This is a genomic window from Agromyces sp. NPDC127015, from assembly GCF_042725165.1.
Classification (GTDB): Bacteria; Actinomycetota; Actinomycetes; order Actinomycetales; family Microbacteriaceae; genus Agromyces; species Agromyces chromiiresistens.
On the sequence record NZ_JBHXDI010000005.1, the window covers coordinates 33,438 to 57,011 of the forward strand.

General features: G+C 72.9%; 17 protein-coding genes. 10 read left to right on the forward strand and 7 right to left on the reverse strand.

The window, feature by feature from the left end:
• The first annotated feature begins 4 nt into the window (after positions 1-4).
• Entirely contained in the window at positions 5-808 is an 804-nt protein-coding gene (locus ACFWGP_RS14965) for an FAD:protein FMN transferase (RefSeq protein ID WP_231430157.1), read from the forward strand.
• Positions 809-895: 87 nt separating this feature from the next.
• Here ACFWGP_RS14965 and ACFWGP_RS14970 read toward each other — a convergent pair whose 3' ends face one another.
• Together ACFWGP_RS14970 and ACFWGP_RS14975 are read right to left on the reverse strand one after the other, a co-directional pair.
• Positions 896-1,618 (reverse strand): VIT family protein, encoded by a 723-nt coding sequence (locus tag ACFWGP_RS14970; protein WP_231430158.1) that lies wholly within the window; start codon positions 1,616-1,618, stop codon positions 896-898.
• A 52-nt stretch (positions 1,619-1,670) separates the two neighbouring features.
• Complete coding sequence (locus ACFWGP_RS14975; protein WP_376931271.1) at positions 1,671-2,534, reverse strand: DUF72 domain-containing protein; 864 nt, start codon at positions 2,532-2,534, stop codon at positions 1,671-1,673.
• A 219-nt stretch (positions 2,535-2,753) separates the two neighbouring features.
• Between ACFWGP_RS14975 and sucC the strand changes: the two genes are divergently transcribed.
• On the forward strand, positions 2,754-3,917 hold the full coding sequence (sucC, locus tag ACFWGP_RS14980; protein ID WP_231430160.1) for an ADP-forming succinate--CoA ligase subunit beta: 1,164 nt from the start codon (positions 2,754-2,756) through the stop codon (positions 3,915-3,917).
• Positions 3,918-3,932: 15 nt separating this feature from the next.
• Positions 3,933-4,841, forward strand: coding sequence for a succinate--CoA ligase subunit alpha (gene sucD / locus ACFWGP_RS14985; protein WP_231430161.1), 909 nt, complete (start codon positions 3,933-3,935; stop codon positions 4,839-4,841).
• 137 nt (positions 4,842-4,978) lie between these two features.
• On the opposite strand, the gene ACFWGP_RS14990 is transcribed toward sucD, so the two are convergent.
• Positions 4,979-6,925 carry a collagen binding domain-containing protein gene (locus ACFWGP_RS14990; RefSeq protein ID WP_376931272.1) on the reverse strand — a complete coding sequence of 649 codons (1,947 nt, stop codon included), beginning with the start codon at positions 6,923-6,925 and terminating at the stop codon, positions 4,979-4,981.
• 365 nt (positions 6,926-7,290) lie between these two features.
• On the opposite strand from ACFWGP_RS14990, the gene ACFWGP_RS14995 reads away from it, so the two are divergent.
• From ACFWGP_RS14995 to ddaH, 7 genes are all read left to right on the forward strand, one after another.
• Positions 7,291-7,833 carry a hypothetical protein gene (locus ACFWGP_RS14995; protein ID WP_231430163.1) on the forward strand — a complete coding sequence of 181 codons (543 nt, stop codon included), beginning with the start codon at positions 7,291-7,293 and terminating at the stop codon, positions 7,831-7,833.
• Between the two features lie 50 nt (positions 7,834-7,883).
• Positions 7,884-9,395 carry a hypothetical protein gene (locus ACFWGP_RS15000; RefSeq protein WP_376931273.1) on the forward strand — a complete coding sequence of 504 codons (1,512 nt, stop codon included), beginning with the start codon at positions 7,884-7,886 and terminating at the stop codon, positions 9,393-9,395.
• A gap of 123 nt (positions 9,396-9,518) precedes the next feature.
• Entirely contained in the window at positions 9,519-10,781 is a 1,263-nt protein-coding gene (locus tag ACFWGP_RS15005; protein ID WP_376931274.1) for a DUF6350 family protein, read from the forward strand.
• Between the two features lie 9 nt (positions 10,782-10,790).
• Positions 10,791-11,384: a phosphoribosylglycinamide formyltransferase gene (purN, locus tag ACFWGP_RS15010; RefSeq protein WP_231430166.1), complete on the forward strand. Its 594-nt coding sequence runs from the start codon at positions 10,791-10,793 to the stop codon at positions 11,382-11,384.
• Positions 11,381-12,991, forward strand: coding sequence for a bifunctional phosphoribosylaminoimidazolecarboxamide formyltransferase/IMP cyclohydrolase (purH, locus tag ACFWGP_RS15015; protein WP_275505494.1), 1,611 nt, complete (start codon positions 11,381-11,383; stop codon positions 12,989-12,991). The genes purN and purH overlap by 4 nt, the downstream gene beginning before the upstream one ends.
• A gap of 147 nt (positions 12,992-13,138) precedes the next feature.
• Positions 13,139-14,230, forward strand: coding sequence for a Glu/Leu/Phe/Val dehydrogenase dimerization domain-containing protein (locus tag ACFWGP_RS15020; RefSeq protein ID WP_376931275.1), 1,092 nt, complete (start codon positions 13,139-13,141; stop codon positions 14,228-14,230).
• A gap of 173 nt (positions 14,231-14,403) precedes the next feature.
• Positions 14,404-15,672, forward strand: coding sequence for a dimethylargininase (gene ddaH / locus ACFWGP_RS15025; RefSeq protein ID WP_376931276.1), 1,269 nt, complete (start codon positions 14,404-14,406; stop codon positions 15,670-15,672).
• A 31-nt stretch (positions 15,673-15,703) separates the two neighbouring features.
• Here ddaH and ACFWGP_RS15030 read toward each other — a convergent pair whose 3' ends face one another.
• The 4 genes from ACFWGP_RS15030 to ACFWGP_RS15045 are packed head-to-tail and all read right to left on the reverse strand — an operon-like array spanning position 15,704 to position 23,255.
• The gene (locus ACFWGP_RS15030; RefSeq protein ID WP_231430169.1) at positions 15,704-16,399 is read right to left on the reverse strand and encodes an ABC transporter ATP-binding protein; all 696 of its coding nucleotides are present in this window, start codon (positions 16,397-16,399) and stop codon (positions 15,704-15,706) included.
• On the reverse strand, positions 16,396-17,487 hold the full coding sequence (locus ACFWGP_RS15035) for an ABC transporter ATP-binding protein (RefSeq protein WP_376931277.1): 1,092 nt from the start codon (positions 17,485-17,487) through the stop codon (positions 16,396-16,398). Before ACFWGP_RS15035 ends, ACFWGP_RS15030 begins: the two co-directional genes overlap by 4 nt.
• 3 nt (positions 17,488-17,490) lie before the next feature.
• Positions 17,491-20,241 (reverse strand): FtsX-like permease family protein, encoded by a 2,751-nt coding sequence (locus ACFWGP_RS15040; protein ID WP_376931278.1) that lies wholly within the window; start codon positions 20,239-20,241, stop codon positions 17,491-17,493.
• Complete coding sequence (locus ACFWGP_RS15045) at positions 20,238-23,255, reverse strand: FtsX-like permease family protein (RefSeq protein ID WP_376931279.1); 3,018 nt, start codon at positions 23,253-23,255, stop codon at positions 20,238-20,240. The genes ACFWGP_RS15040 and ACFWGP_RS15045 overlap by 4 nt, the downstream gene beginning before the upstream one ends.
• Positions 23,256-23,574: the final 319 nt, after the last annotated feature.

Genomic DNA, 23,574 nt, shown 5'->3' on the forward strand with positions numbered 1-23,574 from the left:
GACCGTGCCGCCCACGATGAAGCTGCCGCCGGGGGCGTTCGCCGCGATGGGCACGGTCGTCAGCGTGCGGCCGGGCACCTCAGCCGTCGGCGACCGCGATGCGTCTGCGTCACCGCCGCTCGACGACCAGGGGGCGCTCGGCCTGGTCGCCGACATCTTCGCCCGCTGGGAGCGCCGGTTCAGCCGCTACGAGGCGGGCTCCGAGCTGAGCCGGGTCGCGCGCGGCGAGCTCGCGCTGCCCGAGGCGAGCGCAGAACTCCGTGCGGTGTACGCGCGGGCGCTCGCGTGGCGCGCCCGCACCGACGGGTGCTTCACGCCTCACCGGGCCGACGGCGTCATCGACCTCGACGGCATCGTGAAGGCGCTCGCCGTCGAAGACGCGGGCGACGCCCTCGACGCCGCGGGCCGCACGGGCTGGGCGCTCGACGCGGGTGGCGACATCCTCATCGCCGAGGGGTCGACGGTGCGGGTCGGCGTCGCCGACCCGCACGACCGCAGCCGCCTGCTCGCCGGATTCGACCTCGACGGGGCGCGACGCCGCGCGCTCGCGACCTCGGGCAGCGCCGAGCGCGGCGATCACATCTGGACGACCGCGGGGCTCGAGCACACCCCGTTCGTGCAGGTGAGCGTCGCCGCAGCCGACCTCGTGACCGCCGACGTGCTCGCCACCGCGATCGTCGCGGGCGGGTACGCCGCCCTCGACGAGCTCGCCGAGCGATTCGACGTCGACGTGCTCGTCGTGGGGCATGGGCGCGAACTGCGTGCGACGCCAGGATGGCCGCGGGCCGGCGAGGCGCGGGCCGACTGAACGGGCCGGAAGGCCCCGGTATCAGGGCAGCGCCGGCCGCAGCTCCCGTGAGAGCGGTTCGTCGGGCTTCACTGGGCGAGCCGGGCGTCAGACCACGCCGCCGAGCAGCCCGCCGATGACCCACGTCACCACGAGCGCGAGCGCCCCGCCGATGACGACCCGCAGCACCGCCTTGCCGCGCGGGGCACCGCCGATCCAGGCCGAGAGCCAGCCGGTGATCGCGAGCGCCACCACGACCGCGACGAACGTCGTCGCGATGCGCCACTCGGGCGGCGGCAGCAGGATCGCGAGCATCGGCAGCACCGCGCCCACGAGGAACGACAGGGCCGACGCCCCGGCGGCGTGCCACGGGTTCACGACGTCGTCGGCCGAGATGTGCAGCTCCGCCTCGAGATGGGCCGCGAGCGCATCGTGCGCGGTGAGCTCGCGGGCCACCCGGTCGGCGGTCTCCTCCGAAAGGCCCTTGGCGCGATAGATGCCGACGAGTTCGGCGAGCTCCTGCTCGGGCATCTCGGCGAGCTCGCGGGTCTCCTTCGCGATGAGCGCGTGCTCCGTGTCGCGCTGGGTCGACACCGAGACGTACTCGCCGAGGCCCATCGAGATGGCTCCCGCGACGACCGACGCGATGCCTGCGACGAGGATCGCGCCGAGGTCGGTCGTTGCGGCTGCGACGCCGACGACGAGCGCGGCGACCGAGATGATGCCGTCGTTCGCGCCGAGCACGCCCGCGCGCAGCCAGTTGAGCTTCTCGTGCACCTTCGGGTCGTGCGGGTCGTCGCCGTGCGCGGGTTCGATCGAGGCATCCGTCATGTCGGCAGTCTTGCAGCGGTCGCCCGGCGCCGCCAGCGTGGCGAGGCTCGCCTCACCCCGGTGCGCCGGGTCGGGGAAGCCGCGCGATGAGCGCCATCGCGTCGAAGGGGGCGCGGACCTTCACGTCGTTGTCGAAGAAGAGGTACGCGTCGCGGCCGGCGTCGAGCTGCGTGCGCGCCCAGTCGGCCCAGCGGTCGAGCGCCTCGTCGTCGTAGCCGGAGGCGTAGAGCTCCTCCTCGCCGTGCAGCCGGGCGTACGCGAAGTCGGCAGTGACGCGATCGATCCGCGGGTACCGGCCGGCCGTGTCCGCGACGACGCTCGCCACGCGGTGCGCGGCGAGCAGGTCGGCCCATTCGTCGCCGGCCGCTTCGAACGACGGATGGCGCACCTCGACCGCGTGCCGGAGCGGCGCCTCCTCGCCGGCGCGGTAGGAGGCCCGGCCGCGCATCCGGTCGTCGTGCCGGGCGGCGAGGCGCGACGCCGCCGACCGCGTCGCAGGCAGCGAGCCGAGGAACCGCTCGAGCAGTCCGCGGTCGTAGGGAAGGGTCGGCGGCAGTTGCCAGAGGATCGGACCGAGCTTCGCGCCGAGGTCGAGCACACCCGAGGCGAAGAAGTTCGCGAGCGGTGCGTCCGACTCGTGCAGTCGCTTGATGTGCGTGATGAACCGCGGCCCCTTGACGGCGAACACGAAACCGTCGGGAACGGTGTCGCGCCAGCGCGCCCAGCTCGGCGGCCGCTGCAGCGCGTAGAACGAGCCGTTGAGCTCGATCGCCGTCATGCGGTCGGCGGCGTACGCGAGCTCGTCGGCCTGCCGGAGTCCGGCCGGGTAGAACTCCCGGCGCCAGCGCGGGTACACCCATCCCGAGATGCCGATCCGCACCTCCGGATGCCGCGTTCCACCGCCGCCGCGCGCCACCCCGCCAGTCTCGCGAAGCGCGCCCGCGCCGCCAAGGGGGTTGCCGTCCGGACACCGAGACACCGAGGCATCCCGCCCGATTCTCGGCCCGCCGAGGCGGGGAGTAGCATGGTAGTCGGCCCACTTGTCTTGACGTCGAGATGTTTTTCGTCGCCCTCCGGGCCGAAACCCACCAGCCCCTGTGCGCGATCGCGCGTGCGGACCGATTGGAAGTAGAGCGTGGATCTTTACGAGTACCAGGCCAGAGACCTGTTCGAGCAGTACGGGGTCCCGGTGCTCCCGGGCATCGTCGCCGACACCCCCGACGAGGTGCGTGCGGCGGCCGAGAAGCTCGGCGGCGTCGTCGTGGTCAAGGCCCAGGTGAAGACGGGCGGCCGCGGCAAGGCCGGCGGCGTCAAGGTCGCGAAGAACCCCGACGAGGCGTACGAGGCGGCCAAGGCCATCCTCGGCCTCGACATCAAGGGCCACGTCGTCAAGCGCGTCATGGTCGCCGGCGGCGCCCGCATCGCGCAGGAGTTCTACTTCTCGGTGCTGCTCGACCGCGCCAACCGCTCCTACCTCTCGCTCACGAGCGTCGAGGGCGGCATGGAGATCGAGCAGCTCGCCGTCGAGAAGCCCGAGGCGCTCGCGCGCATCGAGGTCGACCCGATCGCGGGCGTGACGCTCGAGAAGGCGAAGGAGATCGCGGTCGCCGCGAACTTCCCGGCCGAGCTCGTCGACAAGGTCGCCGACGTCTTCGTGAAGCTCTATGAGGTCTACACGGGCGAGGATGCGACGCTCGTCGAGGTCAACCCGCTCATCCTCGACGAAGACGGCAACGTCATCGCCCTCGACGGCAAGGTCTCGCTCGACGAGAACGCCGAGTTCCGTCACGCGAACCACGCCCTCCTCGAGGACAAGGCCGCGGCCGACCCGCTCGAGGCCGCCGCGAAGGCCCTCGACCTCAACTACGTCAAGCTCGACGGCGAGGTCGGCATCATCGGCAACGGCGCGGGCCTCGTCATGTCGACGCTCGACGTCGTCGCCTACGCCGGTGAGAACCACGGCAACGTCAAGCCCGCGAACTTCCTCGACATCGGCGGCGGCGCCTCGGCCGAGGTCATGGCCAACGGCCTCGGCATCATCCTCGGCGACCCGCAGGTCAAGAGCGTGTTCGTCAACGTCTTCGGCGGCATCACCGCGTGCGACCAGGTCGCCAAGGGCATCGTCGGCGCGCTCGCCGAGCTCGGCTCGGCCGCGAACAAGCCGCTCGTCGTGCGCCTCGACGGCAACAACGTCGTCGAGGGCCGCCGCATCCTCGAAGAGGCCGCGCACCCGCTGGTGACGCTCGCCGAGAACATGGACCAGGGCGCCGACAAGGCCGCCGAGCTGGCGAACGCGTAAGGGACTCACAGAGAAATGACGATCTTCCTCAACAAGGACTCCAAGGTCATCGTCCAGGGCATCACCGGCGGCGAGGGCTCGAAGCACACCGCGCGCATGCTCGCGGCCGGCACCCAGGTGGTCGGCGGCGTGAACGCCCGCAAGGCCGGCACCACGGTGCTGCACACGGATGCCTCCGGCAACGCCGTCGAGCTCCCCGTCTTCGCCACCGTGGCCGAGGCCATGGCCTCCACCGGCGCCGACGTCTCGATCGCGTTCGTGCCTCCGGCCTTCACGAAGGACGCCGTCGTCGAGGCGATCGACGCCGAGATCCCCCTGCTCGTCATCATCACCGAGGGCGTGCCGGTGCAGGACTCGGCCGAGTTCTGGGCCTACGCCAAGGAGAAGGGCGGCACGACCCGCATCATCGGGCCGAACTGCCCCGGCATCATCAGCCCCGGTGAGTCGCTCGTCGGCATCACCCCGGCGAACATCACCGGCAAGGGCCCGATCGGCCTCGTGTCGAAGTCGGGTACGCTCACGTACCAGATGATGTACGAGCTGCGCGACCTCGGCTTCTCGACCGCGATCGGCATCGGTGGCGACCCCATCATCGGCACGACGCACATCGACGCGCTCGCCGCGTTCGAGGCCGACCCCGAGACCAAGGCGATCGTCATGATCGGCGAGATCGGCGGCGACGCCGAAGAGCGCGCGGCCGACTTCATCAAGGCGAACGTCACGAAGCCGGTCGTCGGCTACGTCGCGGGCTTCACCGCGCCCGAGGGCAAGACGATGGGCCACGCCGGCGCGATCGTCTCGGGCTCGGCGGGCACCGCGCAGGCGAAGAAGGAGGCCCTCGAGGCCGCCGGCGTCAAGGTCGGCAAGACCCCGAGCGAGACGGCGCAGCTCCTCCGCGAGGTCTACGCCGCGCTGGGCGCGTAGGGCCGACGCCGAGGCATCCCGGCCGGATCGACAGAACCCCGCAGACCGATGGTCTGCGGGGTTCTGCGTTCGGCGGGGCGAATCGGGGGGACGCACCCGCCGGGTCGGTTACCTCATTTCGGTTACATTGCCTCCGATCACGGATCGATGACGACCGTGCACACGTAGGTGCCCGGGTCGAGGTCGTGCAGCGTCACACTGCCGTCGCCGTCACCGCTCGTGAGGGGCAGGTCGGGGTCATCGGCGCTGGGTTCGCAGTCGACGCTCGAGAACGTTCCGCCATCGACCAACGAGTCCACCGAGACGGTGAGGTCGGTCAGCGGGATGTTCTCGAAGGAGACGGTCGCGGCCGCACCGACATCGGAGCAGTCGTTCGCGCTCGTCGCCACCGCGGCGAGTTGCGAGATGTCCCCGTCGACGCGCTCGCCGGCCGGCTCCGTCTCAGTGACGGTGTACGTGCCGGCGAAGGCGCTCACGAGCAGGTCCGGCACGCAGGCGGTGCCGTCCGGTCCCGTCGTGGCCTCGATCGGGGTGACGATTCCACCACCGGTGACGGTGAACGTGACGCCGGCTTCAGGGTGCTGTTCACCCAGGCCCGAAGCAGCGTGCTTGTGCGTCTTCTCGATCAGGATCGCGCCCGTGTTCCGCTCGTTGTGGAACGTGCACGTGATGTCCTCACCGGGGTCGACCACGATCGTCGCCGGGTTCGCTCCGTCGTCATCGTCACACGTCGAGCTGACGAGGTGCCAGTTGGCGGGAACGGTCTCGGCGACGTCGTAGGTACCGGGAACGAGGTCGTCGAACAGCCTCGAATCCTTGCCCGCGTCACCGGGTCCGGTCGTCGTCAGCGTGAATGGCGACGGCGCGAGCGTGCTCGACGTGAAGTCGAACGCCCCATCGCCGCTGTCGGTGATCTTCACGACCGTGATCGATCCGCGCGCCTTGTTGTAGTACGTGCAGTCGACCGTGTCCTCCGCGCTGTCGAGGTTGAAGGTGATCTCGGTTCCACTCGTCGTGACATTCGCCCCGTCAGTGCTGAGGCTGCAGTCGATGTGGTCGAAATCCCACCCGTCGGGAAGGTCGGACTCGGTCACGTGGCCGGTCACGCCGATCGGCACCTTCGTGAACTCGATCGATTCGTCGTCGCTCAGCGTGAAGCTGCTCGATGCCGGTTCGCTCGAGAAGTCACCCTCGTAGCCGAAGTCGGCGGTCGCGCCGTCGGGATCGGTCTGCTTCGTGATCTTCACGCCGCCACACGTCGGGAAGTTGGTATCGATCGGGGCGATGAAGTCCTTCAGCGCTGCCGTGAACGAGTCGGAGGACCGGCTCTTCAGGTAGGCGCTGCCGAACGTCGCGCATTCGTCGAGGGTGCTGGCGAGCGCCGTGAAGTCGAGCGACGCCTCCCCGAAGGTGCGTGCCGAGATCGAGCCGAGTCCGTCGGCGTTGCCGCTCGTGATCGCGGTCGTGTTGATCGACCCGGTCGCGAGCCCCTGGGCGGTGAAGTTGACCTTCGTGGACCAGCACGGCAGGCTCCCCGCCTCGCAGGCGTTGAGCGGTGGCGCCTCGAAAGCGGTGAGCCATCTCGACACCGAGAGCTGGGGGTTGGTGCCGCCGTTCGACAGGTCGTACTGGATCAGCACGTCGCCGGGCGTCCGTTGAGGCGTGACGCCGTTGCCCGAGTCGATGCTCGACTGGTTGAACTCGAAGTCCATGTTCGTCGTGCCGGTCGGATCCTGGACGCGATGCCAGAACAGGTGCAGGTACTGGTGTCCGCCCGCAGTCGTCTCGAGGTAGAACCCGAAGTTCTTGAGGTCGCTCTTGTTCGGCGGGATTCCGCCGGTGACGACCGAGGGAACCTCGGTGTCCTCCTTCGTGCCCTGACCGAACGAGTTGTCGTTCTTCGGGTTGGTGATGTCGGACGTCCGCTCCTCGGTGACGGTCGCCCAGTCGAGGTTGCCGGCGTGGTCGACGACCAGGTTCGCGTTGGTGTCGATCTCGAAGGAGCTCGTGCCGAACGGGACGTGGCTCGCATAGGCCGGCGAAATCGCGAGGCCGGCGAGCACGAGCCCGCCGACGGCGGCCACGGCGATCAGCGGGGAGCGCCGACGTCGCCGGCGCACGGGTGGGGTGGGACAGATCTCGGGTTGGTTGCGCAGTGGCATCGTCGCCTCCGGGTTCGCGCAGCGTCGTCCGGTCCGGGCGGACCGGACGGTCCTCCGCGGGGCGATGGGTTGCGAGGCGGCTGTGCGCGGGCGTGGCAGGGCGTGCGGGTGAGAGTCGTCGGGCCCGTCGTCGCGGGTAATCGACGGCGGGATTCATCGGACCCGAGGGGGAGTCTCAGGGCTCATCTGAGACGGTACACCGGCCCGTGGCGATATGACAGAGTAATCGAGCATTACTCATGAACCCAGAACAGGGGGTACCGCGCACCCTGTGAGAGAGTGGCGGAATGAGCATGGAGAACCGGGATGCCTCGGCCGGGGCGTCGCAGGCGGGACAACCACGGGAGAGCCTCGTGCGCACCGCGTTCGTGACCGAGGAGTCCGTCTACGGAGTGCTGCTGGTCTCGGGCATGATCGTCGTCGCGGGCTCGCACGGGTCGAGCTCGTGGCAGGTGTTCTGGACGGTGATCGTCACGGTGATCGTCTTCTGGGCCGCGCACGTCTACGCCGGCACCGTGGCCCGCCACGGCCTCGCAGTCGAGGGGGTGATGGGCCTCAGGCAGGCGTTCTCCGAGGCGTTCCGACGCTCGCTCGGCCTGCTGTTCTCGGCGCTCATCCCCTCGGCCATCCTGCTGCTCGGGGCGCTGGAGGTCGTGCCCGACGCCCTGACCATCTGGATCGCCCTGTGGGCGGGCGTCGTCGTGCTCGCAGTGCTCGGATTCGTCGCCTACCGTCGTCGGGGCGCGCCCCTCCACCTGCAGCTGCTCGGCGCGTTCGGCACCGCGGCGTTCGGGCTCGTCATGATCTTCTTGAAGGCCGTCGTCCACTGACGGTGTGTTCGCGGCCCGCGAACCGATATCGTCGTGCCAAAGGGGGCACGATGCCGAAGATGACGAACGCCGAGCTGCAGGCTCGGATCGCAGAACTCGAGGGCGAGAACGCACGGCTTCGCGACGCGGCCGAGGCCGCCGAGGCGGCGGCCGCAGCCGAGTCGGAGGGGGCGGGCGCGGCGCTCGAGCCGGCCGCCGTTCCGCGTGCGAAGCGCGGCCGCGGCCGTACGGCCGGGGCGATCGTGCTCGTCGTGATCGGCCTGTTGCTCGCGCCGGTCGCGGTGGTGACCGGCTGGGCAAGGGCCGAGCTCGTCGACACCGACCAGTTCGTCGCGACCTTCGCTCCGCTGGCCGACGACCCTGCCGTGCAGAGCTTCGTCGCCGACGAGGTGACGGCGGCGATCGAGCAGCAGGTCGACATCCCGCAGCTCACCTCCGACGTGTTCGACGGCATCCGCTCGCTCGACCTGCCCCCGAAGGCCCAGCAGGCGCTCGGCCTGCTCGAAGGGCCGGCCACGCAGGGCCTCCAGTCGCTCGTCTCCGGCGTCGTCGACCGGGTCGTGACGAGCGACGCGTTCGCCGACATCTGGGCGAACGCACTGCGCGTCTCCCACAAGCAGTTCGTGGCCGCCATGCAGGGCGATCCGAACGCCGCGCTCGAGATCGGCGGCGACGGCACCCTGTCGGTGCAGCTGGGGCCGATCATCGAGGCCGTGAAGGACCGGCTCGTCGAGAACGGGGTCGGCTTCGCCGAGCAGATCCCGGTCATCGACAAGAGCATCGCCATCGCACAGGCCGACGCCTTCGTCTTCGTGCGCACGGTCTACTCGCTCGCCGTCGCCGTCGGCACGTGGCTGCCCTGGGTCGCGTTCGGCTTCATCGTCGCCGGTGTCTTCGTCGCCAAGCGGCGCTCGGCCGCCCTCTTCTGGACGGCAGGTGGGTTCGCACTCGCCATGGGACTGCTCGCCGCGGGCTTCGCGGTCGGCCAGATCGTCTTCCTCGGGCTCGTGAGTCCGAGCCTGATCCCGGCCGGCGCCGCGACCGCGATCTACGGCTACGTGACCGAGGCGATGTCGTCGACGGCTGCGGCTGCCCTGGTCCTCGGCATCCTCGTCATGATCATCGCGTGGTTCGCCGGCCCATGGCGGCCGGCGCGCGCCGCTCGCTCGCTCGCGGGTTCGGGCTTCTCCGCACTCCGGCGCACGGCGGCCGCGCACGGCATCACGACGGGTGCCTTCGGCATCGCGCTCGACCGCGGGCGCGGCTTCGCCTACGGTGCGATCGCGCTCATCGCGGCCGCCGTGCTCATGTTCAACCGTCCGGTCACGACCGGGTCGGTCTGGGGCACGATCGTCGTCGCGCTCATCGCCGTGCTGCTCGTCGAGCTCCTGCGGCGGCCGGCCGACGAGATCGAGGCGGACGCCCTGTCGGCGACGGCGAGCACCGGCAGCAGCACCGGCGGCGGCGAACCGTCGGGCGACGTCGACGGCGATGCCGACACCGCGGTGCTCGACGTCGACCGGCAGGAGACGGAACCGCTCGACACCTCCCTGCGCGGGTGATCGACGTCCCTGCGCGGGTGATCGACGTCCCCGCGCGGGTGATCGACGTCCCCGCGCGGGTGATCGACCTCGCCGCGGCGCGGTCGGTCGAACCATCCGCACGCCTGTAGGCTCGACGGCGTCATGAGACGCACGACGATCGCCCTGCTCGCCGCCCTCGAAGCCGCCGTTGCCGCGCTCATCGGGCTCGGCGTCGCGCTCGTGCCGCTGCTCGTCGTGTGGGCCGTGCATTTCGGGCTGGCGGTCGACGTCTCGTCCTTCTTCCGCGCCGCCGCCGACGGCTGGCTGCTCGGTCACGGCGTCGACGTGGTCGTGCAGCTCGATGAACTCACGGCCGCGCGCATCGCGCTGCCGGGTGCGGGCGACCCGTTCCCCATCACGATCGCGCTGCTCGGGTTCGCTCTGCTGACCGTCGTCGCGGGCCGCCGAATCGGTCGCCGCTCGGCCGCAGGCGGGCACTCGATCACGGGCTCGGTCGCCGCGGTCGTCGTCTACGCGGCCGCCGGCGGCGTGCTCGGCCTCTCCGCGAGCACGGGTTCGGCAGCGGTGCCGTTCTGGCAGGCGCTCCTGCTGCCGGCGTTCGTGATGGCGATCGGCGTGGTGCTCGGGGCCGGCCTCGAGACGCTGCGCGAGGCCGGTGCCGGCGACCTCGCCGGCGGCTGGGTGCGCGCCCGCCTCGACGACCTCTCGCCCGCCCTCGTCGCCTCGGTGCGTCAGGCGACCCGCATCGGCGCGGGTGCCGCGTTCGGCGTGCTCGCCGTCGCCGGGGTCGTGGTTGCGGTGCTCATCGCGGCCGACTACGCGACGATCGCAGGGCTCGCCCAGGCGCTCGGCGCCGGCGTCGACGGCGGACTCCTGCTCCTGGTCACCGAGTTGGCATTCCTGCCGAACTTCGTGATCTGGGTCGCGTCGTGGCTGCTGGGGCCCGGCTTCGCGATCGGGACGGGCACGACGGTCGCCCCCGGGGGCACGGTGCTCGGGCAGATCCCCGGCATCCCGCTGCTCGGCGCGCTGCCGGGCGATGCGCCCGCGTCGGGCGTGCTGTGGCTTCTCGTGCCCGTCGTGCTCGGGTTCGTCGGAGCGTGGTTCGTGCTGCGCGCCGGGTCGCCCGTCGACGAGCACGACCCGTGGTGGCGCCCCGTGGCCGTCGGAGCCGGCGCCGCTTTCGTCGCCGCGATCGTGCTCGGGCTGCTCGCCTGGTGGTCGGGCGGCGCGATCGGGCCCGGTCGGCTCGCGGTCGTCGGCCCCGATGCGTGGGCCGTCGCGCTCGTCACCGCGGCGACCGTCGGCACCGGGGCGATCGTGGGCGGCGTCGCCGCTCGCGTGCAGCAGCGCACGGGCCTCGCCGCCGCCGCCGGGACGTCACGCCCCGATCTCGGCCGGTAGGCTCGAGGAGTGCTCAAGCTCGTCGTCCTGATCTCAGGTGGAGGGTCGAACCTCAAGGCCCTGCTCGAAGCCGCCGAAGACGCCGAGTTCCCGGCGCGCGTCGTCGCGATCGGCGCCGACCGCGAGGCATCCGGTCTCGTGCTCGGCGAGGACTTCGGCGTACCGACCTTCACGGTGCCCTTCACGGCCTACCCCGACCGCGACGCCTGGGGCGACGCGCTCATCGAAGAGGTGCGGCGCTGGGAGCCCGATCTCGTCGTGCTCTCGGGCCTCATGCGACTCGTGCCGCCCGCGGTCGTCGACGCGTTCTCGCCGCAGCTCATCAACACCCATCCCGCGTACCTGCCCGAGTTCCCGGGCGCGCACGGCGTGCGCGACGCACTCGCCGCGGGCGTCTCGCAGACCGGGGCGAGCCTCATCGTCGTCGACAACTCCGTCGACGGCGGCCCGATCATCGCGCAGGAGCGCATCCCGGTGCTGCCGGGCGACACCGAGTCGAGCCTCCACGACCGCATCAAGCCCGTCGAGCGCCGCCTGCTCATCCAGGCCGTGCTCGACATCGCCAATTCGCACCTCGACCTGAAGGACCTCGCACGATCATGAGCGGCCACGCCATCGACCCCAGCCTCTACCGCGAACGCGACCTCGTGCCCGTGCGCCGGGCGCTCATCGCCGTGAGCGACAAGCGCGGGCTCGTCGAGCTCGCGACCGCGCTCGTCGGTGCGGGCGTCGAGATCGTCTCGACCGGCGGCACCTCGAAGGCGATCGCCGACGCCGGACTTCCGGTCACGCAGATCGCCGAGGTCACGGGCTACCCCGAGCACCTCGACGGGCGTGTGCGCACCCTGCACCCGGCCGTGCACTCGGGTCTCCTGGCCGATCTGCGCCTCGAGCACCACGAGCGGGAGCTCGCCGGCCTCGGCATCGCGCCGTTCGAGCTCGTCGTCGTGAACCTCTACCCGTTCGTCGAGACCGTCGCCTCGGGCGCCGAGCCCGACGCCGTCGTCGAGCAGATCGACATCGGCGGGCCCGCGATGGTGCGCGCCTCGGCGAAGAACCACGCGAACGTCGCCGTCGTCGTCTCGCCCGACCGCTACGACGAGCTCGCCGCCGCGGTCGCCGCGGGCGGCACGACGCTCGCGCAGCGCCGCGAGCTCGCCCGTGAGGCGTTCCGGCACACGGCCTCGTACGACGTCGCGGTCGCGAGCTGGATCGGCAGCGTCGTCGCACCCGACCAGCCGGCGGAGGAGTCGCCGTTCCCCGCCTGGGTCGGCGGCACCTGGACGAAGGACGCCGACCTCCGCTACGGCGAGAACTCGCACCAGAAGGCGGCGATCTACGCCTCGCAGGGCGGCCGCCCCGGCATCGCCCAGGCCGTGCAGCTGCACGGCAAGGAGATGAGCTACAACAACTACGTCGACGCGGATGCCGCGGTGCGGGCCGCGTTCGACTTCGACGAGCCCGCGGTCGCGATCATCAAGCACGCCAACCCGTGCGGCATCGCGGTCGCCCTGCCCGGCGCCGTCGACGCCATCGCCGACGCGCACCGCCGCGCCCACGAGTGCGACCCCGTGTCGGCGTTCGGCGGGGTGATCGCGGCGAACCGCACCGTCACGCGCGAGATGGCCGAGACCGTCTCGGGCATCTTCACCGAGGTGCTCGTCGCCCCCGCCTTCGAGGCCGAGGCGGTCGAGCTGCTCACGCAGAAGAAGAACATCCGCCTGCTGACCCTGCCCGAGGGATTCGTGCCGACGGCGGTCGAGCTCAAGCAGGTCTCGGGCGGCATGCTGCTGCAGCAGGCCGACCGTCACTTCGCACCTGCGTCGGAGTGGACGCTCGCCGCGGGCGAGGCCGCCGACGAGGCGACCCTCGCCGACCTCGAGTTCGCGTGGCGCGCGTGCCGCGCGGTGAAGTCGAACGCGATCCTGCTCGCCTCCGGCGGCGCCTCGGTCGGCGTCGGCATGGGGCAGGTCAACCGGGTCGACTCGTGCAAGCTCGCCGTCGAGCGGGCCGGCGACCGTGCGGCCGGTTCGGTCGCGGCATCCGACGCGTTCTTCCCGTTCGCCGACGGCCTGCAGATCCTCATCGACGGCGGCGTGAAGGCGGTCGTGCAGCCCGGCGGCTCGGTGCGAGACGACGAGGTCGTCGCGGCGGCGAAGGCGGCGGGCGTCACGATGTACTTCACGGGGGAGCGGCACTTCTTCCATTGAGCGCGGCCGCGCGCGACGGCCGGTCGTCGTCGCCCGCGACCATGCGCCCTGCGGCATCTGCCCGGAGGTACCCTTGAATCGACCCTGCGCAGACCACGCGCGGGCCAGGTTCCGCCCACGAAGCGGATGATTCGAGGAGAACGATCGATGTCGATCACCCACGCCCCGGCGCGAGCCGCCGAGGTCAGCGCCACCCTGCCGAGCGACGCTCCCGACCACGAGCGGGTGCTCATCACCCGCGGTCCCCGCTCCGGTCTCACCGTCATCGTCGCCGTGCATTCGACCCGGCTCGGCCAGGCGCTCGGCGGAGCCCGCGTCTGGAACTACGGGCACTGGACCGACGGCCTCGCCGACGCGCTGCGACTCTCGCAGGCCATGACCATGAAGAACGCGGCCGCCGGCCTCATGCGCGGCGGCGGCAAGTCGGTCGTCGTCGTCCCGTCGGGCGTCGTGCTCGACGAGGCGCAGCGGCGTGACGCGATGCTCGACCTCGGCGACGCGGTCGAGTCGCTCGGCGGCGCGTACATGACCGCCGAAGACGTCGGCACGAGCGCCGAGCTCATGGCCGTCGTGCACGAGCGCACCGAGCACGTCTGCGGACTCCCGCCCGAGCAGGGCGGCGTGGGCGAGCCCGCCGACGCGACCGCCGCGGGCGTGCACGCCTCGATCCTCGCGACGCTCGGCCACGTGTTCGGCTCGACCGACGCCGCCGGTCGCCACTTCGTGATCTCGGGCCTCGGCCAGGTCGGCGGTCGCCTCGCGCGCAGCCTCGCCGCCGCGGGCGCACGGCTGACCGTGACGGATGTCGCGGAGTCGAAGCGCGCGCTCGCCGACGAGCTCGGCGCGACCTGGGTGGAGCCGGCCGACGCCCACCGGGTCGAGGCCGACGTCTTCGTGCCGTGCGGGCTCGGCGGCGTGCTCACGCCCGACGTCGTCGACGAGCTGCGGGTCGCGGCCGTCGTCGGCGCCGCGAACAACCAGCTCGCCTCGCGCGACGTGGCCGAGCTCCTGCGTGCGCGCGGCATCGTCTGGGCGCCCGACTTCGTCGTCAACGCCGGCGGCGTGATCTACCTCGACGTGGCCGGCCAGCCCGGTGCCGACCAGGCCGCGCTCGACGCGCGCATCGCGGGCATCGGCGACGTGGTCGCCGCCGTGCTGCAGGACGCCGTCGCGACCGGCACGACGACGCTCGACGCCGCCGAGCGCCTCGCCCGCGCACGCCTCGACGCCGGGCGCTGAGCCGCACCGACCGAACCGATCCGGCCGGAGGGCGCACGAGCGCCCTCCGGCGGGAGCCGTTCGGGGTGGCCGAGCATCGACCGACGCGCCGGGGCATCCGATGCACCTGACGGCGCCGTGCCGAGCGTGCCGCCGGGCACCGGGCCGTCCGACCGGCCAGTAGGCTCGTCTCCATGACGTCCCCCGCCTCACCGTCTTCGACCGCGCCCGCACGACCGTCGGCGAGGTACGCGCCCGCGGCGGGCCGGGGGCGTCGGGTTGCGGCGGTGCTCGTGTCGGCGGCGGTCGTGGCCGTCGTCGCGATGAGCGTCGCGGCGCTGGCCTTCTTCATCGGCAACGGCCAGTCGCCCGCCGTCTTCCAGCAGGTGTTCGGGCACTTCGCCCTCGCCGCGTTCTTCGCGTGGGCGCTGCTCTCGATCGCGAACGGCCTCGGCGCCACCCGAGCCTGGTTCCTCGCGCTCATCACCGGGTTCACGTCGGCCTGCCTCGCCGCGCTCATCGCGACGAGCGTCATGATCGTGGTCGCGGCGCGACCGCTGTACGGTCCCGCGGTGCTCTTCGTGATCGGCTCGCTCGTGAGCCTCAACCTGATCTTCGTGATCGCGGTCGTGCTCGGCGAGGTGTTCCTCGCGCCGCGCATCATGCGGGGCATCATCGACCACCGCCGCGAGCGGGCGCCCCGGCGCCTCGCGCTCGTGCGCATCCCCGCCTCGAACCTCGACGAGGCCGAGCTCACCCACCTCGAACGCCGCCCCGTCGACCAGGCGCGCGCCGACGAGCAGTGGGACAACTACTGCGCCGCGCTCGTCGCCGAGGGGTGGGAGACGGTCGAGGTCGACGCCGCGCCCGAGATGGCCGACTCCGTCTTCGTCGAGGACGCCGTCGTCATGTTCGGCGACCTCGCGGTGCTCACCCGGCCCGGCGCCGAGTCGCGACGGGGCGAGGTCGACGGCGTCGAACGGGCGGTGCGCTCGATCGCGGGGGTGACCGTCCGCCGCGTCGAGGAGCCGGGCACCCTCGACGGCGGCGACGTGCTGAAGGTCGGCGACGTGGTGTACGTCGGGGCGTCGGCCCGCACGAACGGAGAGGGCGTCCGGCAGCTGCGCGAACTGCTCGCCCCGCACGGATATCGCGTCGTCGGCGTGCCGATGACGAAGGTCCTCCATCTGAAGAGCGCCGCGACCGCACTGCCCGACGGCACGGTCATCGGCGACCCCGCCCTGCTCGACGCCGCCACGGTGTTCGACCGGTTCCTGCCCGTGCCCGAGCCGCAGGGCGTCGCCGTGGTCGAGCTGTCGGAGACGTCGCTGCTCATGTCCGCTTCGGCACCGCGCACCGCGGCGATGCTCGCCGGCCTCGGTTACCGGGTGGTCACGGTCGACATCTCGGAGTTCGAGAAGCTCGAGGGATGCGTCACCTGCCTGTCGGTGCGGGTGCGCTGACTCCGCCACCGCTGCGGCGTCGGGCGCGGGGTCATCCGGCTGCGGTCGCCGTCTCGGGCTCGCGCGTCCGCCCGTCGTGCAGTTCGATCACTCGATCGGCCCGGCGCACGAGCGCCGCGTCGTGGGTGGTGACGACGGCGGCGACGCCCCGTGCGTGCACGAGCTCGCCGATCAGGTCCATCACGGTCGCCGCCGTGCCGCTGTCGAGCTGGCCCGTCGGCTCGTCGGCGAGGAGCACCTGCGGGCGCGCGGCGAGCGCGCGGGCGATGCCGACGCGCTGCTGCTGCCCGCCCGAGAGCTCGTACGGACGCTGCGCGGCGTGCGCTCCGAGCCCGACGAGGTCGAGGGCTTCGGCGACGCGGCGGGCGCGGTCGGCGGGATCGGTGCGCTGCAGGCGCAACGGCACCTCGACGTTCTCGGCCGCCGACAGCACGGGGATGAGCCCGAACGACTGGAACACGTAGCCGACGCGATCGCGGCGCACCGCGGCGAGCCCGTCTTCGCCGAGCTTCGACAGGTCGTCGTCGCCGAGCAGCACGCGGCCCGAGGTCGGCCGGTCGAGCCCGCCGAGCAGGTTGAGCAGCGTCGTCTTGCCGGCGCCCGAACGGCCCGTGACGACCACGAGTTCGCCCGGCGCGACCTCGAGCGAGACGCCGTCGACGGCGTGCACGCCACCGCCCCGGCCTTCGAAGATGCGGCTGACCGATTCGGCGCGCAGGGTGGTCATCGTTCCTCCTCGGATGTCTCGGCGCTCGCGCCGTCGTCGGCGGTGGGACGCCCGTGGCGTGGCGGAGCCGTCGTCTCCTCGCCCCCCGTCGCGGGCGGATCCGCATCGTTCGGGCTCGGCGCCGCGGCATCCGCCGGTCGCTCGTGCCCCGGCCAGACGCCCACGTGATCGCTCTCGAGGGCGAGCCTGACGCGGTCGCGCAGTTCGAGGCTCTGCATGAAGTCGTGCGGCAGCTGCAGGCGGCCGACGCGGTCGAGCACCGCGAACTCCTCGGCCACGTGCTGCTCCTCGCCGTGCTCGTCGACGCGGGTCGAACGCAGCACCTCGGTCGAGGTGCGGCCGTCGCGGATCTGCACGGTGCGGCGGACGTGGCCTGACACGGCGGGGTCGTGGGTGACGATGAGCGTCGTGACGCCGAGCTCGTCGTTGACCCCGCGCATGGCCTCGAGCACGGCCGACGACATGCCCTCGTCGAGTTCGCCGGTCGGTTCATCGGCCAGGAGCACGAGCGGGTCGTTCGCGAGGGCCACGGCGATCGCGACGCGCTGCTGCTGTCCGCCGGAGAGTTCGCCGGGCCGCCGGTCGCGCTCGGCGCCGACCTCGAGCAGCTCGAGCAGCTCGTCGACGCGGCGCGCCCGCGCGGCACCTCGGCGCGTGCGGGCGACGTTCATCGCGAGTGCGACGTTCTCGGCCGCGGTGAGGTAGGGGAGGAGGTTGCGCGAGGTCTGCTGCCAGACGAAGCCGACGGTGCGGCGGCGGTACGCGACGCGCTCGCGCGAGCCCATCGTGAGCAGGTCGTGCCCCGCGACCCGGGCGACACCGGCCGTGGCGGTGTCGAGGCCGGAGAGGATCGTCAGCAGGGTCGACTTGCCTGATCCCGAGGCGCCGACGACGGCGACCATCTCGCCGGCGTCGACCCGCAGGTTGAGCCCCTGCAGGGCCTGCACCTCGACGCCGTCCGCGGTGAAGATGCGCACGAGGTCGGCGCACAGGATGTGCGGCTCGCCCGGTGACGCGGCGCGCGGGGTCGTCGCGCCGGCCGGGGCGCGATCGGCGACCCCGCTCTCGACGCCGGATGTCTCGGCCATGGTTCAGCCCTCCTCTTCCTTGCGCATCGCGCGGGCCGCGCTCTGCTCGCCGCCCATGCGAGCGGCGAGCAGCACGGCGACGCCCGTGACGATCACCGCGCCCACGAGCACGGCGCTGACCAGCCACGGGTCGAACACGACGACGGGCTGCTGGTCTTCGCCCGTGAACGGTCTGAGGTCGATGCCCTGGAGCACGATGAACGGCAGCGCCGCTCCCAGGGCGGCGCCCGCGACGAGTGCCGCGGTGACGACCGGCCCGATCTCCCAGGCCACGAGCGCCCGCTCCCCGCGGCGACGCAGGCCCAGCGTCGCGACGAGCGGCAGCAGTCGCTCCCGCGCGGGCCGTCCGACGACGAGGGTGAGCACGATCGCGAGGGCGGTGAGCAGCGACGAGAGCACGATCGCACCGACCAGCGACACGACGAGTCCCTGCGTCGCGGCCGTGGCACCGAGCTCCGAACGCACCATGCCGGGCGTCGTGACGGTCGAATCGGCGCCCGCGATCTCGGCGAGCCCGGCCGTCACCTCCGCGGTGTCGGCGCCGGGTTCGAAGCGAACGAGCACGCGCTCGGGGACGAACGTGCTCGCGAAGCCGTCGGCGTTCGCCTTGTCCATGAGCACCCAGCTCGTCCGCGGCCAGTAGGCGGTGCGTCCGTCGACGACCTCGAGCACCTCCCACGGCTTGCGGTCGAGCTCGACGTCGTCGGCGCCCTCGATCGAATCGGCGATGACCTGCGAGACGACGACGGGAACGGCCTCGCCGCCGGTCTTCGCCAGCCTCTCGGGCAGCGGGGTCGCACCCGTGCGGCCGGCCTGCACCTCGCGCATCTCATCGGAGTCGACGACGATGAGCGTCGTCGACCGGAGCCGCCCGTCGATGCCGACCTGGATCGACGAGGTCGAATAGACGGGTGCAGTGGCCTCGACGCCCGGCACCTCTGCGAACGCCGTCTGCTGCTCGAGCGTGAACGGACCGCCCACGATCGCCGCGTCGGCACCGACCCTCGCGTCCGCGGCGCGGTCGACCCCGGTCTGCACCGTGCCGAGGAGGACGGCCGAGAACATCGCGATCGAGACGCCGACCACGACGGTCAGCACGGGTACGACGCCCGCCGACGGGTCGCGGAGCGCGCGCGCCGAGCCGAGGAACGCGACGAGACCCCGGGCTTTCGCGGCCGCCCGCACGATCGCGGCGAGCGGATAGGGGTAGAGGCGCAGCACGATGAGGCACGCGAGCACGGCGAGCAGCAGCGGCACGGCGGCGAGCAGGGGGTCGACGCCGATCTCGGCGGACTGCGTTGCGAGGCCCCGGCGCAGGAGCAGGACGACCGCCGCTACGGCGATGACGGCGACGAGGGCCTCGAGGATCCAGCGGAGCCGCCCGCCGCCGCGCGGAGCGAAGTCGGCACGGGCGCGTCGCAGCGGGCTCAGGGAGGGAGCCGACGCGATGAGCAGCGCCGCCGGGGTCACGGCGAACAGCGCGGCGACGAACCATCCGAACGTCCCGCCCTCGGCCGGGACGGCGAGGGTGCCCGCGACGGCGCCCGCCACGGCGGCCGGCACGCCGATCATGACGCCCTCGATGGCGAGGATGCCCTGGAGCTGCCCGTTCGACGCGCCGCGCGCGGCGGCGAGCTCGAGGCCGGTGCGTCGACGCTCGAACACGACCCGCGCGCCGAGCACGAGCACCGCGACCATGACGCCGATCGGCCCCGAGGCGACGGTCGCGAGCACCGCGTCGCTCGCGCCGGCGGCGATCGCCGCGTCGGTGAGGGCGTCGCCGAGGCCGCTCGAGAATCCGACGACGCCGACGGTCGAGAAGTAGTACTGGAAGTCGCCCGGCCCGACCGGGTAGGCGACGCTCATGAACTCGTCGAGGTCGGTGCGGAGTTCCGCCGATCGGTCGGCGCGGATGCGGTCGGTCGTGACCGGATACCAGAGCTCGAGCGTCGACGGCAACTGGGCCTGCTCGAGCGCCTGCCACGAGTTCGGGTGCGTGAGGCCGAGGCCCGTGATGCGGAGGGTGCCGTCGGGGGTGAAGGCGACCGAGGGCTCGAGCGGCACGGGCAGGTGGGTCCAGAATCCGTCGTCGGGGTCGATCGCGTCGAACGTGCCGACGAGCTCGACCGGCTGCTCGTCGGTGCCGACCGGGATCGAGCGCACCTCGCCGATCGCCCAGTCCATCTCATGTGCGAACGACTCGGTGGCCACGAACTCGAGCGGTTCCGCGGTGGCGGAAGGCCCGAGCACCGTCGGCCACTCGCCGCTCGTGAGCTCGACGTGCTCGGCGATCCGCGGGTCGAAGCCGAGGTACAGCTCGTAGTCGGTCGACCCCGGCCCGGCGCCGTCGGGCAGGGCGCGGTTCGGCCCGGCGACGACGGTCGCGAGCGGGTCGTCGGTCACGCGGTGCAGCTCCGCGGGCATCTGCTCGCGGATGCCGAGCAGCGCCTCCTCCTGCCCGCCCCACACCGCGTCGATGTCGTCGGGCAGCGTGGTGCCGCCCGACGACGGGCCGAGGTCGGGCAGCGTCGCCCGGTTCGGCGACGACACGTCGAGCTCGCGCGCCGGGAACTCGGCCAGGTGCTCGTCGAGCGCCGCCGTGTGCTGCGCCGCGACGGCACGGGGCACGGCCGTCGCGAGGAACGCGCCGCCGGCGACGAGCAGCACGAGCATGATCGAGGCGACCGGTGCCGCGAAGAACTGCCGGCGCAGCAGCCCGGCCGGCGTCAGTCGCGAATGATGGCGCGCGCTCATCGCTCCTCCTCGCGAAGCCCGGGCTGCGACGCCGTCCGCCGGACTCCGCGCGCGGCGAGGCCGGCGGCGAGCGCCGCGAGCAGCATGAATCCGACCGTGCCGGCGAGCCAGGGCCACCAGTCGAGGGCGAACGGCGCATGCAACGACGACGGTGCATCGGCGATCGTCGCCCTCGCGAGTTCGCGTGCCGTGAACCAGGCGGTCACGGCACCGACGACCGCGCCGAGGACGATCGCGCCGCCGACGGTCGCGGCGAGCTCCGAGAACCTGGCTCGCGCCTGCACGCGCGGCGCGACGCCGAGCACGCGCAGCACGACGACCTCACCGAACCGACTGGTCGACAGGGCGCTCGTGAGGGCGACGAGCGCGATGAGGGCGAAGAGCAGGGCGCCGGCGGCCCCCGTCCAGAGCGCGGCGACCGCGGGGCCGATGAGGGCCGCCGACGAGACGTCGCCGCGGGTCGTGGCGACGCTCGCGACGCTCTGGTCGCGGCCGATCTGCTCGGCCGTCCGGCCGGGGTCGGATGCCGCGAGCCAGCGCTCACCGAACTGCGGAACTCCGCTGCCTGCGTCGAAGGCGACGCGTTCGAGGGCGCCGAGGTCGGCGAGCAACGAGGTCGATCCCGCGGTCGGCACGTCGGGCACGACGCCCGCGACGACCGCCTCGACCTCGACCCCGCCCACGATCGTGCGGAAGTCGAGCGGGTCGCCGACCTCGGCGTTCACGCGAGCGGCGAGCGCCGCGCCGATGACGACGGGCAGCCGCCCGCGATCGCCCGGCAGTGCGGCCCGAGCGGTGGGCGTCGTCGCCGACAGCTCGACGGCGTCGAAGGCGCCCGCGAGCGCGGTCGAGGGCGCCTCGCCGTCGACGCCGAGGCCATCGAACGAGACCCGCACCTCGCGCGCGCCGGGGGCGTCGACGAGCGCGGCCTGCAGGCCGAGCAGGCGGATGCCCGCGGCATCCGGCAGTTCGATCTCGACCGTGCCGCCGCCGTCGGCGATGGCGACCTCGCCGGCTTGGACGGGCGAGGCGGCTCCTCCCTCGGAGAGAAGCCAGACGTTCACCGCGACCTCGCCGGGCGTTCCGGCCGGGGCGCGGACGCCGACCTCGACCTCGAGCGTCGCCGCACCCTCGGGAAGGGGGACGCCTGCACCGGCCGCCGATTCGGCGAGCGCTGCCGATGCGGCGGCGAGCCCGGTCCCCGGGGCGGCGCCGTCGAGGCCGGTGGCCGGTGCTGCCACGAGCGTCGCCGGATCGGACCCGAGGCGCACCTCGCCGCGGAACACGGGTGCGTCGACGGTGACGCCGGGCAGCTCGCCGAAGGGATCGGCGAAGGCGAGCGGGTCGGGCGCCTGCACCGTGTCGCGGCCGGGAAGCGCGACCCGCACCTCGGCGCCGTTCGCGAGCGCCGCGGCCTTCGCGTCGACCGACTGCCAGGCCCCGGCGAAGGCGGCCGCGAGCGTGAGCCCCCCGATCGCGAGCATCGCGACGAGCGACGCCGACGCGAACAGCGAGCTGCGCCGCGCGAGCTGTCGCATCGGCAGGGCGGGCACGAGCGCGGGCCCTGCCGCGGCGACGCGCTCGAGGACGGTGCCGATCGGGCGGGAGAGACCGAGTGCGACGAGCGCGAGTGCGAACAGCACGAGCACGGGTGCGAGCACGGCGATCGGGTCGACGTCGACGGAGCCCGACGCGCTCGTGACGAGCGGCGAACCGTAGAGGCTGAACTGCCACAGCGAGAGCGCCGCGACCACGACGACGAGCAGCACGCCGCCCGCGATCGCCGTGCGCGGTGCGCGCCCGACTTCGTCGCCGGCGCCGCGGTGGACCGGGCGGGCCGCGTCGACGAACGCCCGGCCGGCGACGAGCACGACGGCCGCCGCGACCGCGATCGCGGCGACGAGCCAGGTGATCGCGGGTTCTCGGGCGTCGCCGGGGCGCACGAGCCCGACGACCAGTGCGGCGGCCGCACCGCCGATCGCCGCCGCGGGCACGCCGACCGCGAGCACCTCGAGCGCGGTGTCGCGGGCGAGCCGGGTCGCCGAAGCGCCTCGCGCCCGCAACAGCACCGTCTCCGACCGGCGTGCGGCCCCGAGCAGCGCCGCGAGGCGCCACAGCGTGGCGAACCCCGTGATGGCGAGGAGCAGCACCGGCACCGGCGCCAGTGCGCGGACCGCACCGATGCCCGCGAGCAGTCGCGTGAGCGTGCCGCCGAGCCCGCCGGAGGCGCTGAGCCCGCTCGCGCCCATGTCGGGCTGGTCGCGGAGAGCGGGCTCGACGTCGGGCAGCACCGCCCGCAGCGCGGCGGCCTCGTCGACCGCGATCGCCGGGTCGGCCGTTGCCGTCCACCGCACGATCGCCGCGGCGGGCACGCCGACCGTCGCCGGCTCGTCGACGAGGAACGGTCCGGAGCCGCCGGCGGCCGAGCCGGTCGAGACGATGGGTTCGCCGAACCACCTCGGATCGAGGACGTCCTCGGGCTGCCAGAGGCCGACGACCTCGAGCTCGATCCCGCCGTCGAGCGCGACCGTCGAGCCGGTCTCGAGCCCGAGCGCCTCGGCGGCGGCGGCGTTCACGGCCGTCGGCACCGCGTCGCCCGACGTCGCAGCGTCGGCCGGCCAGTCGCCCTCGACGAGCTCGGCGCGCCCGGGCACGGCCGGGTCCGCGGTCAGCACGGCGCCGAACGTCGCGTCGCCCGCGGTCGCCGCGACGGGCATCGTCTGCACGCTGCGTTCCCAGGCGGCGCCGTGCGGCACGATCATGCGGTCGAGCACCGCGGCCGCCTCGTCGGACTGCGCCTCGGCGTCGCTCGCGAGGCGGATCTGCCAGCGCGTCGCGCCGCTCGAGCCCGCGGCGGCGGCGACGCCGTCGCGCAGGCCGCTCGCGGCCGATCCTGCGAGCGACTCGATGACGGCGCTGCCGAGCCCCGAGAGCAGGAGCACCACGGCTGCGATGCCGGCCAGCACGCCGATCCGGGCGTTCGCGCGAGCGAATGCCGTACGTGCTGCTCCCACGCGCGCTCCTCATCGAATCGGGTCCGGGCACGCGGGCGGTGCAGGGCCGGGCGCGCCACCGAAGGGGAGAGCGGTTGCACGCGAGCCCGCGTGACGACGAATCCGCACAGCCTACTCCCGAGGACGGTCTTGCACGCCACAGCGAAATGGTCCTAGTCTGTAAGGCTGGCCGACGCCGCCCTACTGCGCGGCCACGAAGGTTTCGAAGACGACGACGCAGGAGGACATCATGCAGACAGACATCCACGCCCGCCCCGCGGCCGGTGGTGCTGCCCGCACCCGATCCTCGCTCGTCGGGGCCGTGCCCGCACCCGCCGAG